At 59.9% G+C, this 15,866-nt stretch carries 9 protein-coding genes and 1 pseudogene; 6 read left to right on the top strand and 4 right to left on the bottom strand.

Translation table 11 applies throughout. The annotated features are described in order from the left end of the window. Nucleotides 1-10 precede the first annotated feature (10 nt). Nucleotides 11-1,417 (top strand): dihydropyrimidinase, encoded by a 1,407-nt coding sequence (gene hydA, locus ABLV30_RS20485; RefSeq protein ID WP_057174092.1) that lies wholly within the window; start codon nucleotides 11-13, stop codon nucleotides 1,415-1,417. A 12-nt stretch (nucleotides 1,418-1,429) separates the two neighbouring features. Next, entirely contained in the window at nucleotides 1,430-2,362 is a 933-nt protein-coding gene (gene arcC / locus ABLV30_RS20480) for a carbamate kinase (protein WP_014229764.1), read from the top strand. A 112-nt stretch (nucleotides 2,363-2,474) separates the two neighbouring features. Here the strand turns inward: arcC and ABLV30_RS20475 are convergent. Continuing rightward, nucleotides 2,475-3,251, bottom strand: a pseudogene (locus tag ABLV30_RS20475) (XdhC family protein); the annotation flags it as partial. A gap of 531 nt (nucleotides 3,252-3,782) precedes the next feature. On the opposite strand from ABLV30_RS20475, the gene ygfK reads away from it, so the two are divergent. After that, a complete protein-coding gene (gene ygfK / locus ABLV30_RS20470; RefSeq protein ID WP_004851914.1) occupies nucleotides 3,783-6,887 on the top strand; it encodes a putative selenate reductase subunit YgfK in 3,105 nt (1,034 codons plus the stop codon). Nucleotides 6,888-6,889: 2 nt separating this feature from the next. Then, nucleotides 6,890-8,221: a putative aminohydrolase SsnA gene (gene ssnA, locus ABLV30_RS20465; RefSeq protein ID WP_177342571.1), complete on the top strand. Its 1,332-nt coding sequence runs from the start codon at nucleotides 6,890-6,892 to the stop codon at nucleotides 8,219-8,221. 104 nt (nucleotides 8,222-8,325) lie between these two features. On the opposite strand, the gene ABLV30_RS20460 is transcribed toward ssnA, so the two are convergent. Next, on the bottom strand, nucleotides 8,326-8,802 hold the full coding sequence (locus tag ABLV30_RS20460) for a 4Fe-4S dicluster domain-containing protein (RefSeq protein ID WP_014229768.1): 477 nt from the start codon (nucleotides 8,800-8,802) through the stop codon (nucleotides 8,326-8,328). Next, nucleotides 8,799-10,739 (bottom strand): formate-dependent uric acid utilization protein YgfT, encoded by a 1,941-nt coding sequence (gene ygfT / locus ABLV30_RS20455; RefSeq protein ID WP_064378435.1) that lies wholly within the window; start codon nucleotides 10,737-10,739, stop codon nucleotides 8,799-8,801. The genes ABLV30_RS20460 and ygfT overlap by 4 nt, the downstream gene beginning before the upstream one ends. A gap of 638 nt (nucleotides 10,740-11,377) precedes the next feature. Between ygfT and ABLV30_RS20450 the strand changes: the two genes are divergently transcribed. Both ABLV30_RS20450 and fdhF read left to right on the top strand, forming a co-directional pair. Continuing rightward, nucleotides 11,378-12,850: a nucleobase:cation symporter-2 family protein gene (locus tag ABLV30_RS20450; protein WP_032718844.1), complete on the top strand. Its 1,473-nt coding sequence runs from the start codon at nucleotides 11,378-11,380 to the stop codon at nucleotides 12,848-12,850. Between the two features lie 136 nt (nucleotides 12,851-12,986). Further along, nucleotides 12,987-15,134, top strand: coding sequence for a formate dehydrogenase subunit alpha (gene fdhF / locus ABLV30_RS20445; protein ID WP_232553201.1), 2,148 nt, complete (start codon nucleotides 12,987-12,989; stop codon nucleotides 15,132-15,134). A 65-nt stretch (nucleotides 15,135-15,199) separates the two neighbouring features. Here the strand turns inward: fdhF and ABLV30_RS20440 are convergent, their stop codons facing one another. Next, nucleotides 15,200-15,805: a CTP--molybdopterin cytidylyltransferase gene (locus ABLV30_RS20440; protein WP_014838779.1), complete on the bottom strand. Its 606-nt coding sequence runs from the start codon at nucleotides 15,803-15,805 to the stop codon at nucleotides 15,200-15,202. Between the last annotated feature and the right edge of the window lie 61 nt (nucleotides 15,806-15,866).

The raw sequence follows: 15,866 nt of genomic DNA, 5'->3' as shown, positions 1-15,866 counted from the left end.
TGAGGTTTCTATGCGCGTACTGATTAAAAATGGCCTCGTCGTCAACGCCGACGGACAGCTAAAGCAGGACCTGCTCATTGAAGATGGCCTCGTCAAGCGCCTTGCCAGTTCTATTGAGGCAGAACAACCCTGCGAAGTGATTGACGCCGAGGGCTGCTACGTGATGCCCGGCGGCGTCGACGTTCATACGCATTTCAATATTGATGTGGGGCTCGCCCGCAGCTGCGATGATTTCTTTACCGGCACCCGGGCCGCGGCCTGCGGCGGCACCACCACCATTGTTGATCATATGGGCTTCGGGCCCGTCGGCTGCCACCTGCGCCACCAGTTCGAGGTCTATCGCGGCTACGCCGCCTATAAAGCCGTTATCGACTACAGTTTTCACGGCGTTATCCAACACGTTAACCACGGCATTCTCGACGAGATCCCGATGATGGTGGATAGCGGCATCAGCAGCTTTAAGCTCTATCTGACCTACCAGTACAAACTCAGCGATGATGAGATATTGCAGGCGATGCGCCACCTGCAGCGCGCCGGCGCGCTGACGACGGTGCATCCGGAAAACGATGCCGCCATCGCCCTGCGCCGGGCGGAATTTATCAACGCCGGTAAAACCGCGCCGCGCTATCACGCCCTGAGCCGCCCGCTGGAGTGCGAGGCGGAAGCCATCGCCCGAACGATCAACCTCGCGCAGCTGGCGGGAAACGCGCCGCTGTATATCGTGCATCTTTCCAACGCCCTGGGCCTGGAGTACCTGCGCCTGGCCAGAAGACGCCACCAGCCGGTGTGGGTGGAGACCTGTCCGCAGTATCTGCTGCTGGACGAGCGCTGCTACGAGCGCGAAGACGCGCTTAACTATCTGCTCAGCCCTCCCCTGCGCAACGCCAGCAACAACGATGCGCTATGGCGCGGTATCCATGATGGAGATATTGACACGGTCGCCACCGACCACTGCGCGTTCTCTGCGCAGCAGCGCAGGCAGATCTCCGGCGGCGACTTTAGCCGCTGCCCGAACGGCCTGCCGGGGGTGGAAAACCGGCTGCTGCTGCTGTTCTCGCACGGCGTGATGACCGGGCGCATCACCCCTGAGCGCTTTGTGGCGCTCACCAGCGCCAACCCGGCGAAGCTGTTTGGCCTGTGGCCGCAGAAGGGGCTGCTGGCGCCCGGCGCCGATGGCGACGTGGTTATCATCGATCCGCAGCGTACCACCACCATCCGTCATGCCATGCTGCACGACAACGCCGACTATTCACCCTATGAAGGCTTTATCTGTCAGGGCGCGATTCGCCAGACGCTCTCCCACGGCAGAGTGATCTTTGATAACGGCACCTTTACCGGCATCGCCGGACAGGGCCGCTTTTTACGCCGACAACCCTTTTCCACCGCTCACCAGGCCGTCAGCGGAACAGAAACGTAATGAGAGGAAGCTATGAGTAAAAAAATTGTTCTCGCTCTCGGCGGGAATGCGCTGGGCGACGATCTCGCCGGACAGATGCAGGCCGTACGACACACCGCCCGGACGATCGTCGATCTTATCGCCCTTGGCCACCAGGTGGTGGTCACTCACGGCAACGGTCCGCAGGTGGGCATGATCAACCAGGCTTTCGAGGCCGCGGCAAAAACCGAGGCCCATACGCCCATGCTGCCGATGTCGGTCTGCGTGGCCCTGAGCCAGGGCTACATCGGCTACGACCTGCAGAACGCGATTCGTGAAGAACTGCTAACGCGCCAGCTGGATATCCCGGTGGCGACCCTGATAACCCAGGTGGAAGTGGATGCTAACGATAAGGCATTTCTTAATCCGACCAAGCCCATCGGCTCGTTCTTCAGCAAAGAAGAGGCCGAAAAGCTGAGCCAAAACGGCTACATCATGAAAGAGGACGCCGGGCGCGGCTACCGTCGCGTCGTCGCCTCGCCCATGCCGGTAGATATTATCGAGAAACAAACGGTAAAAGCGCTGATGGATGATTGCCACGTGGTGATCACCGTCGGCGGCGGCGGCATTCCGGTGATTCGCGAGGGTAACCATCTGCGCGGCGCCAGCGCGGTTATCGATAAGGACTGGGCCAGCGCGAAGCTGGCGGAGATGATCGACGCCGACCTGCTGATCATTCTCACCGCCGTAGAAAAGGTGGCGATCAACTTTGGTAAACCTGACGAGCAGTGGCTGGATAACCTCTCCCTGCGCGATGCCGAACGCTTTATCGAAGAGGGGCACTTTGCCAAAGGCTCAATGCTGCCAAAAGTGGAAGCCGCCGCCGCCTTCGCCCGCTCAGGGCCGGGGCGTAAAGCGCTGATCACGATGCTGAGCAAAGCCAAAGAGGGGATTGAAGGAAAAACGGGCACCATTATTAGCCAATAAGCTGTACGCCACGGGTTGCCGGGAACCTCCCGGCAACATTTCCCCTCGCAGAAGCTCAGACCTCAACCGCCTCAGCCAGACAATCCGGCTGGCACGCTTGCCTCACCTGGTTCATCAGCCCCCCCGGCGCGCCGTTTTTCACCTGCAGGATCTCCGCCAGCACGCTGATGGCAATCTCGTTTGGCGTCTCGGCGCCGATGTCATAGCCAATCGGCGCCCGCAGACGGCTGATATCCGCCTCCGTTACGCCGTTTTCCCGCATCTGGCGGACAAAGGCCTGCACTTTCCGCCGGCTGGCCAGCAGCCCCAGCCACGCCACCGGCTGGGTTATCAGCCTGTCCAGCGCCTCCCGATCCTGGTTGTTGGTGGCAATCAGCACGAAATCCTGCGGCCGGACCGCCATCGCCTCCACTACGTCCGTGAAGCTGGCAGCGTGCACCAGCCGCGCCGAAAGCGGAAAAGCATCGGGGCAAAGGCTGGCGGAATAGATATCGCCGACGCAGATGTCAAAATCCACCCGCGCCGCGGCGTGGGCAACCGCGCGGTTGACGTGCCCGGCACCGACCAGCAGCAGGCGCGGGCGCAGGCCGTGCACGCTGATGTAAACCGACATCGCGCCGCCGCAGTCGGAGCCCACGGCGTCGCTGCCGGTGCGCGCCATGCGGCCGTGAAACATTCGCGACGCCCGTTCGCGCAGCGCTTCCAGCGCCGCATCGATGACTTTACGCTCCACCATCCCGCCGCCGATGGTGCCCACAATCGAACCGTCCTCCCGAATAAGCATCTGAGCGGAGTGTCGGGGGGTGGAGCCCCGACTTTCGACAATCTGCGCCAGGGCAAAGGGACGGTTCTGCTCCTCAAGTCGTGCAGCTTCTGCAAAAATATTCATACCAACCTCAAAGGCGATGTTTACGGCTCTATTTGATTATCTGCGATATTTCCCCGGGTTCTCAGTTTGAGAGTCTACCCGGCGTTGAAATAGCGTCGCAGCGACCCGTAGCAACTATGCAATATTTATACTTAGCTGCCATTTTTCATCGTAAATTGTGAGTCAGGTCATTTCGTTAGCCCTATTGACGCTGCAACGGGGGTACCTCATCGATTATTTCCTCTGTTACCGCAGCAAAAATAAGCCGCCTGCTAAAATCACCGCCGAATAGCCGACATAAATTATCATTCTGATATTCCGGATCTGATTTTGAGAAATCTCGCCGAATGATAAAGCGTATTGATTTGAGTTCTCATTTACCCGCTATGGAATTATTCGCCCGGCATCGTCGAGTTTCGACCTGGTTAACAAATTAATTATTTCGCCGCCGCGGTTTGAATAACTGGTGTGATTGTTGCTCCTCTTTCGTTATCCGTCGGGATGATTACCACCGGCAATGTCGATCTTACAATGATATCTAAGGAGAGGGTTATGGGAGATATAATGCGTCCCGTGCCGTTTGAGGAGCTTTTAACGCGCATTTTCGACGAGTACCAGAGTCAGCGGACTATTTTTGGCATCCCCGAGCAACAGTTTTATACGCCGCAGGCGCAGCGGTCGATCGGCGTATTCGGCGAAAGCTGCGCGACGCCGCTCGGCCCGGCAGCCGGGCCGCATACCCAGCTGGCGCAGAACATTATTACCGCCTGGCTAACCGGCGGGCGGTTTATCGAGCTGAAAACCGTACAGATCCTTGACCGCCTGGAGCTGGAAAAGCCCTGCATCGATGCCGAAGATGAGTGCTTCAACACCGAGTGGTCCACCGAATTTACCCTCAAAAAAGCCTGGGATGAGTACCTGAAAGCCTGGTTCACGCTGCATCTGCTGGAGCAGGTCTTTCCGCTGGGCACCCATAAAGAGAGCAAGTCGTTTATTTTCAATATGAGCGTCGGCTACAACCTTGACGGTATTAAGCAGCCGCCAATGCAGGAATTTATCGACAACATGATGGACGCCTCCGCCCATCCTAAATTCGCCCAGTACCGCGACACCCTGAACCGCTGGCTGCAAAATAGAACCTTTATCGACAGCCTGCCAACCTGCGCGCGCAAAGACGGGCTGGACAATCTGGCTCAACGCGTGCCGGCCAGGCTGGTTCAGGGCGTCACCCTCTCAACCATGCACGGCTGCCCGCCGGACGAGATCGAAGCCATCTGCCGCTATATGCTGACGGAGAAAAATCTCAATACCTTTGTGAAGCTCAACCCGACCCTGCTCGGCTATCCGCGCGTTCGCCAGATCCTCGACGCCTGCGGCTTCGGCTATATCGGCCTTAGCGAAGCGTCATTTGACCATGACCTTAAGATCGACCGGGCGCTGGAGATGCTGACGCGCCTGATGGCGCTGGCGAAAGCGCGCAGCCTCGGCTTTGGCGTCAAGCTGACCAACACCCTCGGCACCGTCAACAACAAGGGAGCGCTGCCGGGAGATGAAATGTATATGTCCGGCCGCGCGCTATTCCCGCTATCGATCAACGTAGCCGCCCTGCTCTCGCGGGCGTTTGACGGCAAGCTGCCGATCTCCTACTCCGGCGGCGCCAGCCAGCTCAACATTCGCGAGATTTTCGACACCGGCATTCGCCCTATCACCATGGCCACCGACCTGCTGAAGCCGGGAGGATATCTGCGCCTGAGCGAGTGCATGCGCGAGCTGGAGAAAGCCGACGGCTGGAACATGACGCAGATCGACGTCGAGCGCCTCAACGCGCTGGCGGAAAAAGCGGTGAGCATGGACTACACCCAGAAACAGTGGAAGCCGGAAGAGCGCATTGATACCGGCGAGCCGCTGCCGCTGCTGGACTGCTACGTCGCCCCCTGCGTGACGGCCTGCGCCATCAAGCAGGATATTCCGGAGTATATCCGCCTGCTGGGCGAGCATCGCTACGCCGACGCGCTGGAGCTGATCTATCAGCGCAACGCGTTGCCGGCCATCACCGGTCATATCTGCGACCACCAGTGCCAGTACAACTGTACGCGTCTGGATTATGACAGCGCGCTCAACATCCGTGAGCTGAAAAAAGTGGCGCTGGAGAAAGGCTGGGACGAGTACCGCAGCCGCTGGCATAAGCCCGCGGGATCCGGCTCCCGGCACCCGGTAGCGGTGATCGGCGCGGGCCCTGCCGGTCTCGCCGCCGGATACTTCCTCGCCCGCGCCGGCCATCCGGTCACGGTTTTTGAACGCGAAGCCAGCGCCGGGGGCGTGGTGAAGAATATCATTCCGCAGTTCCGCATTCCCGGCGAGCTTATCCAGCACGATATCGATTTTGTCGTCGCCCACGGCGTCAAAATTGAGTACGGCTGCGATCCGCATCTGAGCGTGGAAAAACTGCAGGCGAAGGGTTTTCGTTACGTGCTGGTCGGCACCGGTACCGATAAAAACAGCGGCGTGAAGCTGGGCGGCGATAACCAGAACGTGCATAAGTCGCTGCAGTTCCTGCGCGAGTTTAACCGCGGCGCCGAGCTGAACCTGGGCAAACGCGTGGCCGTGGTCGGCGCCGGCAACACCGCCATGGACTGCGCCCGCGCGGCGCTGCGCGTGCCCGGCGTGCAGAGCGCGACCATCGTCTATCGCCGCTCGCAGCAAGAGATGCCCGCCTGGCGCGAAGAGTATGATGAGGCGCTGCTCGACGGCGTCGACTTCGAGTGGCTATGCAACCCGGAACAGTTTAACGCCGACGGGACGCTCGTCGTACGCGTCATGAAGCTCGGCGAGCCGGATGAGAAAGGCCGCCGCCGCCCGGTGGAAACCGATGAGATTCGCACCCTGCAAGTCGACTCTCTGATTACCGCCATCGGCGAGCAGCAGGACGGCGAAGCGCTGTCGGCAATGGGGATCCCGCTCGACCCGCAGGGCTGGCCGGTGGTCAACGCCGATGGCGAGACCAGCAAACCGAACGTCTTCCTGATCGGCGACGTTCAGCGCGGCCCCTCTTCTATCGTCTCCGCTATCGGCAACGCGCGACGGGCCACGGACGCGATCCTGGCCCGGGAAAATATCGCCAGCAGCTACGGAAACAAAGTCTGGAACAACGTCGATCCGGCGAAGGTGTACCAGCGTAAAGGCGCCATCGCCGTCACGCTGGTGGATAAAAACCAGCGCGAGGCTTTTGTCGAGCAGGAAGCCAGCCGCTGCCTGGAGTGCAACTACGTGTGCAGCAAGTGCGTCGACGTCTGTCCGAACCGCGCCAATATTTCCGTGGCCGTGCCGGGCTTCCAGAATCGCTTCCAGACCCTGCATCTGGACGCTTATTGCAACGAATGCGGCAACTGCGCTCAGTTCTGCCCGTGGCAGGGAAAACCGTATAAAGACAAAATCACCGTGTTCAGCCTGGAGCAGGATTTTGTCAACAGCACCAATCCGGGCTTCTTCGTCGCAGGCGCCAGCGTCAAAGTGCGTCAGGACGACCAGACGTGGCAGCTGGAAATTAACGACCGCGGCCAGTTTAACGAGGTACCGGCCCAGCTGGATGCCATGTGCCGCATCATAAGCCATATTCATCAGCACCAAAGCTATCTTCTGGGAGGCGTTGAAGTATGAGTATCCTGATCCTGAAAAATGCCACCGCCGCGCAGATCTATCCGGCTAAAGTGTGGGAGAACGTCGATATCGCCATTGAGAATGATAAAATTCTCGCTGTCGGCCCCGGCCTGTGCCAGCGCTATCCGCAGGCGCAGGTGAAAGAGATGCGCGGGCAGCTGGTGATGCCCGGCATGGTCTGCTCGCACAATCACTTTTATTCCGGCCTGTCCCGGGGGATTCAGGCCAATATCGCCCCCAGCCCGGACTTTATCTCCACGCTGAAAAACCTGTGGTGGCGCCTTGACCGGGCGCTGGACGAAGAGTCGCTCTACTACAGCGGGCTGATCTGCGCCATGGAGGCCGTGCGCAGCGGCTGCACGGCGGTTGTCGATCATCATGCGTCGCCCCACTATATCGCGGGCTCCCTGAGCCAGCTGCGCAACGCCTTCCTCAAAATCGGGCTGCGCGGGATGACCTGCTTCGAAACCACCGACCGCAACTTTGGCAGCCGCGAGCTGCGCGACAGCGTTGAGGAGAACATTCGCTTCGCCAGAGAGATCGACGCCGCGCGCGAAAAGGGCGACCAGCCTTATCTGGTCGAGGCCCATATCGGCGCCCATGCGCCGTTCACCGTGCCGGATGAGGGTCTGGCGATGCTGCGCGAAGCGCTAAAAGCCACCGGCCGCGGCCTGCATATCCACGCGGCGGAAGACCGCTACGATGTCTCTCACAGCCATCACCTTTACGGTAAGGACCTGCTGGTGCGGCTGGCGGAGTTCGACCTTATCAACAGTAAGACGCTGATTGCCCACGGCCTGTACATCTCCGATGCCGACGTCGAGCTGCTCAACGCGCAGGACGGCTTCCTGGTGCACAACGCCCGCTCCAACATGAACAACCACGTCGGCTACACCCCCCGCCTGCCGCAGATGCGCAATCTGGCGCTCGGCACCGACGGCATCGGTTCCGACATGTTCGAGGAGATGAAGTTTGCCTTCTTTAAACACCGCGACGCCGGCGGGCCGCTGTGGCCGGACAGCTTCGCGAAGGCGCTGAGCAACGGCAATGAACTGTTGAATCGCAACTTCAACGCCCGCTTTGGCCGCCTTGAGGCGGGCTATAAAGCGGACCTCACCATTTGCGACTATATGGCGCCGACGCCGCTTATCGCGGAAAACATCGCCGGACATATCGCCTTCGGCCTGGGGGCAAACAGCGTGCGCAGCGTCATGGTGAACGGCGTGATGATCTACGAGGATCGCCAGTTCAGCTTCGACTGCGAGCCGATATTCCGCGAAGCGCAGAAAGTGGCGAAAAAAATGTGGGCGCGAATGGATGCGCTCCCCGCGTAGCCCGCGTAAAAACGCTAAACCGGCCTGGCAGGCCGGTTTTTTTTGCTGACAGAACGCGGGCGTATGAAATTGCCCGGCAGCTTCCTCGCCGCCGGGCGCAAGGTTTAGAGCGACAGCAGCGCGGCGGTGGCGATATTGCGCTGCTTTTGCAGCGCGCTGAGCTGCTCTTCGGTCATGATACTCAGTGCCGCCGTCGGGCAGACATCAACGCAGGCGGGGCCGCGCTCCCGGGTGCCGCAAAGATCGCACTTAACGATAACCGGCGTCACACCGGCCTCTACCTCAATGGTAATCGCCCCAAACGGGCAGGCGACCACGCAGCTCTGGCAGCCAATGCAGCGCCCGCCGTCGGCCTCCACTTTCTCCGCCCCCATGCTCAGCGCCCCGGTCGGGCAGGCGCCCACGCAGGGCGCATTCTCGCACTGATGACACATCACCGGCACGCTAAGCTCGTCGAGGCGCATCACCTTCAGGCGGGGATGAAACTCCGCCCCCGGCGCCACGTGTTCCAGCGCACAGGCTACCTCACAGGTCCTGCAGCCGATGCAGGCCTGCGAACTGGCAACGATAAAACGAGTCATATCTCCTCCCGGGCCGTGAATTGCATCAACATCTCGCTGGCCGCCTGCCGCCCGGCAACCATGGCGGTGACCACCAGGTCCGCGCCGGTCACGGCATCGCCGCCGGCAAAGATTTTGTCATGGCTGGTTTGCGTCGTTCCGCGCCCTTTGCCGCCGGTCACTATCTGCCCCCAGCGGTCCAGCTTTATCCCGTGGCCGCGCAGCCAAGGCATCTCGTGAGCCTGAAAGCCAAACGCCATAATGAGCACATCGGCTTTAAGTTCAAACCCGGAATCCGGGATCGGCTGCGGCCGGCGGCGGCCGTCCGGTCCCGGCTCGCCCATCTTCGTGCGGATCATCTCCACCGCGCAGACCTGCCCCTTGCGGTTGAGCTGAATGCGCTGCGGCTGCACGTTAAACTCAAATTTCACCCCCTCCTCCCGCGCGTTCACCACCTCTTTTTTCGACCCGGGCATGCTCAGCTCATCGCGACGGTAGGCGCAGGTCACGCTCGCTGCGCCGCGGCGAACGGCGGTGCGCAGGCAGTCCATCGCCGTATCTCCCCCGCCAAGCACTACCACCCGTTTCCCCTTAATATCGGTCAGCGGATACTCAGGGCTCTCTTCGAGCCCCATCACCTCGCGGGTGCTGGCAATCAGGAACGGCAGGGCCTGAATCACGCCGGGGGCGTTCTCTCCCTCCAGGCCGGCGGCCATCAGACCGTAGGTGCCCACGCCAAGGAAGACGGCGTCATAGTTTTTCACCAGATCGGCAAAAGCCACGTCGCGCCCCACCTCCTGGTTGAGATGAAAATTGACGCCCATGGCGCTAAAAATGTCGCGTCGCTTCTCAAGCACGTTTTTATCCAGCTTGAACGGCGGAATACCGAAGGTCAGCAGGCCGCCGATTTCCGGATGGCGATCGAACACGTCAACGTGCACGCCCGCGCGCACGAGAATATCGGCGCAGCCCAGTCCGGCGGGCCCGGCGCCAATCACCGCCACCCGTTCCGGGCGCGGGGCCACTTTGCCGATTGTCGGTCGCCAGCCCATCGCCAGGGCGGTATCGGTGATATAGCGCTCAAGGTTGCCAATGGCGACCGAGCCGCCTTCGTTCTTTAAGGTGCAGGCCCCTTCGCACAGCCTGTCCTGCGGACAGACGCGGCCGCAAATCTCCGGCAGGGAACTGCTCTGATGGCACAGCTCCGCCGCCTCGATAATCTTGCCCTCGCTCACCAGGCGGATGAAATCGGGAATATGATTATGTAAAGGACAGGTCCAGTTGCACCACGCTTTCTGCGCGCAGTAGAGACAGCGTTCGCTCTCATACTCCGCATCGCACTCGCTCAGCGGCTGATAGATTTCGCCGAAGTGCTGCATGCGGTCATCGGCGGGCACTTTTTTCGCCCCCACCCGCGGAGGTTTATTGAGTATCGCGCTGCGTCGGGCGCCGCGAACGGTGCCCAGCGGGGTTTCCAGCGCGGAGCGAATCTGCCGCGCGCTACGCAGCCGGTTAACGGCGGCCTCATCCATCAGTTGCAGCGCCTGGGTTGGACAGCTGGCCACGCACGCCTGCTGACCGGAAGGATGCTGGCTGCAAAGATCGCATTTCTGCGCCAGCTGCGGCGCGTCGTCATCGTTGGCCACCATCTCAATGGCCCCAAAGGGACAGGCGATGACGCAGTTTTTACAGCCGATGCACAGCGCCTCTGTAAACTGAACGCTGTCGTTCGCCACGCGCAGCGCCTGGGTCGGACAGGAGCCGACGCAGGGCGCGTCGTTGCAGTGGCGGCAGGTCGTCGCGCTGCTGGCGTGGCGGTGGAAGAACACCCGAATGCGCGGCAGAAAGTCGCTGCGCTGCCGGGGCCAGCTGTCCTGGCGATGAGAGGTGACGCAGGCCACTTCACAGGCGTGGCAGCCAATACAGTTTGCAGAATCGGCAACAATAAATTTATTCATTTGCTTCCCTTTATTATTCCAGGACTCACCGGGAAGCAATGCAATAATCAGGCGCTTTTGTTCAGGGTATTCATATGGTGCTTATTTTTGCGAGCCGTCTCAAAAAAAACAGGCCCACTCCCGCTAAGCGGCGCGATATATATCCGCTCTCGCTGAACAAAAATTATTCTCCGCGCTCAGGGTTTAATCATGTTGATAATTCAACCTATCGCGCGTGATACCAAAATGAGACGCTCCCTGTCTCAATGTGATAGCGCGCGTTTATTCACCACGAGATTTATTTGAGAAGTATCGCAGCGCGTCGATATTCCCGCCTTTTTCTCGTGAGTTATTTCACACAATTCTCCTTCAATCCTCCAGGCGCTTATTTTTGGCACAGCTTACGCATATTACTTCTCGTGCGCGCAACACGCTGATGAACGCATCGGCTCAGGGAGGCAGTGGCCTTCGAATCGTAACTTTGGCTCTGTTCACGCTTATACCCAAAATAATTCGAGTTGCAGGAAGGCGGCGACACAGCGAATCCCCAGGAGCTTACTCTAGTAAGTGACTGGGGTGAGCGAGGAAAGCCAACGCACAAGCAACTTGAAGTATGAAGGGTATATACAGAGTGAAGTCGTACAGGAGATAACAACTTCATGAAAGATATCGCCAATTCCGCCTCACAAAACGGGAGCTCGACCGCACCGGTCGATGAAATATTACCCGTTACGCAAATGATTCTTTATGGGCTACAGCACGTGCTGGTGATGTACGCGGGCGCCGTGGCGGTTCCGCTCGTTGTGGGTAATGCGGTAGGGCTCCCGCCGGAGCACATTATTTTACTGATCAGCGCCGACCTGTTTATCTGCGGCGCGGCCACCATCGTGCAGTCGCTGGGGGTCGGTAAGTGGCTCGGCTGTCGGCTACCGCTTATCCAGGGCTGTACCTTCGCCGCGCTGATCCCGATGGTGTTGATCGGTAAGGAGTACGGGATCGGCGGTATTTCCGGGGCGGTGATCGTGTCCGGTATTTTTATCCTCTGCTGCGCGCCGTGGATTAGCAAGCTCATCCGCTTCTTTCCCAAGGTGGTGATGGGCAGCATCGTCACGCTTATCGGCATGTCTATTATGCCGGTGGCAGGCGGGTGGATTGGCGGCGGGAGCAGCGAAATGAGCGGCTTTGGCGCCCCCTTCTCGCTGCTGATGGCGGCAATCACGCTGGTGATTATTCTCAATATTTACACCTTTGCCTCCGGCGTCGTGAAAAACACGTCGGTGCTGATCGGCCTTATCATCGGCACCGTACTCTGGAGCTGCTTTAAGCCTCTCGACTTTAGCCTCGTCCACGCCACCCCCTGGCTCCATCTGCCGACCCTGATGCCGTTTGCCAAACCTGAATTTCATATTATCCCCGTCGCCCTGCTGTCGATGGTGATGGTGGTGGTGATGGTGGAAACCATGTCCTCGATGATGGCGACCGGGGATATCGTCGGGAAAAAGGTGGACGCGAAGATGCTGCGCAACGGCCTCAACACCTGCGGTATCGCGACCACTATCTGCGGCTTCTTCAATCTGTTTCCCTACGCCGCCTTCGCGCAGAACGTCGGCCTGATCGGTTTAACCGGGGTGCGCAGCCGTTTTGTGGTGTCGGTCTCCGGCATCATTCTGATTCTGATGGGCGTGTTCTCGAGGATGGCGGCGCTGGTGGTGCTGATACCGAAACCGATCCTCGGCGGCGCGGGCATTGTCATGTTCGGTATGGTGGCGGTGTCCGGTATTCGTACCCTGGGACAGGTCAACTACCGTAACAATAATAACGGTATGGTGGTGGCATTAACGCTCGGCCTCGGCATGATGCCGGTGCTGGTGCCCAATCTGTTTACCCAGTTTCCGCCGATGGTTCAGCTGTTTCTGCACAGCGGGATTACGATTGGCACCCTGACGGCTATCGTCGCCAACCTCACCCTCAACGGCAGCGTGCCCTTCCGCGTTAACCACGAAACGCCGGTCCCCGATCCGGCCCCGCCAAGCTCGGCGGCGCGCAACATGGCCGTCAGAACCGTCAGAATGTGGCTCCTGCTGCGCAAAGTTCAGAAGGAGAGACAGCCTGAAGAAGCGCAGGAGGGGTAATGATGCTCACCAGACTCCTGTTTGCCTTGATCACCCTGCTGCTGCTGGCGATTCCCGTCGTGCAGCAGGGTATCGCGCAGGGCCTGAACGGCCGCTTTAGCTATGCCCTGCTGTTCTAAGTTTAAGGACCACTGCTATGAAAAAAGTCACGACCGTCTGCCCCTACTGCGCCTCCGGCTGCAAAATGCAGCTCACGGTAGAAGAGGGAAAAATTACCCGCGCCGACGCTGCGATGGGGAAAAATAATCAGGGCACCCTGTGCCTGAAGGGCTACTACGGCTGGGATTTTATTGACGACCCGCAGATCCTCACGCCGCGCCTGAAAACGCCGATGATCCGTCGCCGGCGCGGCGGTAAGCTGGAGTCCGTCTCCTGGGAGGAAGCGCTCGATTACGTGGCAAACCGCCTCAGCGACATAAAAGCGAAGTACGGGCCGGATGCGATTCAGACCACCGGATCTTCGCGCGCCACCGGCAATGAAACCAACTACATCATGCAAAAATTTGCGCGCGCCGTTATTGGTACCAATAACGTCGACTGCTGCGCACGCGTCTGACACGGCCCTTCGGTTGCAGGTCTGCACCAGTCGGTCGGCAACGGCGCGATGAGTAATGCCATCACCGAGATCGATAATACCGATCTGGTGTTTATTTTCGGCTATAACCCGGCGGATTCGCACCCGATCGTGGCGAATCACATCCTCAATGCCAAACGCAACGGGGCCAAAATCATCGTCTGCGATCCGCGTAAAATCGAAACCGCGCGCATCGCCGACCTGCATCTGGCGCTGAAAAACGGCTCCAACATTGCGCTGCTCAACGCCATCGGGCAGGTGATTATCGAAGAAGATCTCTACGATAAATCCTTCGTCGCCGGGCGTTCCGAAGGCTTCGAAGCGTATCGCAACATCGTCGAAGGCTATACGCCGGAGTCGGTGGAAGCCATCACCGGCATCAGCGCCAGGCAGATTCGCGAATGCGCGCGGCTGTACGCCACCGCCGGAAACGCCATGATTCTGTGGGGGATGGGCGTAACCCAGTTCTGGCAGGGCGTCGAAACGGTGCGTTCCCTGACCAGCCTGGCGATCCTCACCGGGAATCTGGGGAAACCGCACGTCGGCGTCAATCCGGTGCGCGGCCAGAACAACGTCCAGGGCGCCTGCGATATGGGCGCGCTGCCGGACACCTATCCCGGCTATCAGTACGTGAAATTCCCTGAAAACCGGGAGAAGTTCGCCAACACCTGGGGCGTTGAGAGCCTGCCGGAGAACCCTGGCTACCGCATCAGCGAGCTGCCGCACCGCGTGGCGCACGGCGAAGTGCGGGCGGCGTACATTATGGGGGAAGATCCGCTCCAGACCGACGCCGAGCTTTCCGCCGTACGTCAGGCCTTCGAAGAGATGGAGCTGGTTATTGTCCAGGATATCTTTATGACCAAAACTGCCGCGGCGGCCGATGTGATTCTGCCCTCGACCTCGTGGGGCGAGCATGAGGGCGTCTATACCGCAGCGGACCGCGGCTTCCAGCGCTTTTTCAAGGCGGTGGAGCCGAAGTGGGATCTGAAGACCGACTGGCAAATCATCTGCGAAATCGCCACCCGGATGGGGTATCCAATGAAGTACGACAACACGCAGCAGATCTGGGATGAACTCCGCCATCTGTGCCCCAACTTCTTCGGCGCGACCTACGAGAAGATGGGAGAACTGGGCTACGTGCAGTGGCCGTGCCGCGACGAGTCGGAGGCGGACCAGGGCACTTCGTATCTGTTTGCGGAACGGTTCTCCACGCCGAACGGGCTGGCGCAGTTCTTCACCTGCGAATGGCAGGCGCCGGTCGATAAGCTGAGCGATGCCTATCCGATGGTGCTCTCCACGGTGCGCGAAGTGGGCCACTACTCCTGCCGTTCGATGACCGGCAACTGCGCTGCGCTGGCCAAACTGGCGGACGAACCGGGCTACATCCAGATCAACACCGCCGACGCCAAGCGGCTCGGGATTGAGGACGAAGAGCTGGTGTGGGTTAACTCGCGCAAAGGCAAGGTGATTTCCCGGGCGAAAATCAGCGACAGGCCGAATAAAGGGGCGGTCTACATGACCTATCAGTGGTGGATCGGCGCCTGCAACGAGCTGGTCACCGAGAATCTCAGCCCGATAACCAAAACCCCGGAGTACAAGTACTGCGCCGTTAACGTTGAGCGTATTGCCGATCAGCGGGCCGCCGAACGGTACGTCAGTGAGGAATACAGCCAGTTGAAAGCCCGTCTGCGCGAAAGCGCCGCGGGGTAAAAAATATCGCCCCGGCGCTGTGCGCCCCGGGGCGATATTGTCTTTTCTTCTTCCCTGCGCTAGCGCTAACCGACGGCGGCCAGATCTTTGCGGCAGCGGCGCGCGACCTCAAGATACTGCTGCGGAGTGTCAACATCCCAGTGAATCCCCTGATTCGCCACGGGGATAACGCGCGCCGCCATCTGACCGATAACGTCCCGCAGGGTGGCCCCTTGCGGCGCGCGACGAATCAGAGAAATCGCCCGCTGGGGCAGAAGAACCGGATGGCCTTTACCGCGATCGTAGGCCGGAATAATGCAGCTCCCGGCGTCGGCGTTGGCCCACAGCCGGCGGTAGACGCCCGGCGTGACCTCCGGCATATCGCCCAGCGCCAGAAAGAAGCGCGAAGCGCGAATATGGCCTACCCCGCACTGAATAGAAGAGAACATACCGTCCTGATATTGCGGGTTAAAGACCACCTCAACGCCCGGATGATCCCGATAGCACGCGGCCAGTTCGTCGCCGCGAAACCCCGTCACCAGCACCACCCGATCGCAGAACGCCAGGGCGCTGGCAAGGGCGCTATCGAGAATCGTTCCCTCGCCCCACGGCATCATCATTTTCCATTTGCCCATCCGGCTGGAGAGCCCGGCGGCCAGCATAACGCACTGTTTATCCATTTTTTTGCTCATCGTCATCCTCCCCCTGAAGCCGAATACAACGCCGCCGTCGGCTGGCGACGGCGGCGCTTGC

The sequence above is a fragment of the Klebsiella sp. CN_Kp113 genome, from assembly GCF_040064585.1.
GTDB lineage: Bacteria > Pseudomonadota > Gammaproteobacteria > Enterobacterales > Enterobacteriaceae > Klebsiella > Klebsiella michiganensis.
The sequence above is the reverse complement of the archived record's forward strand: the minus strand, read 5'-3'. Positions and strand labels throughout refer to the sequence as shown.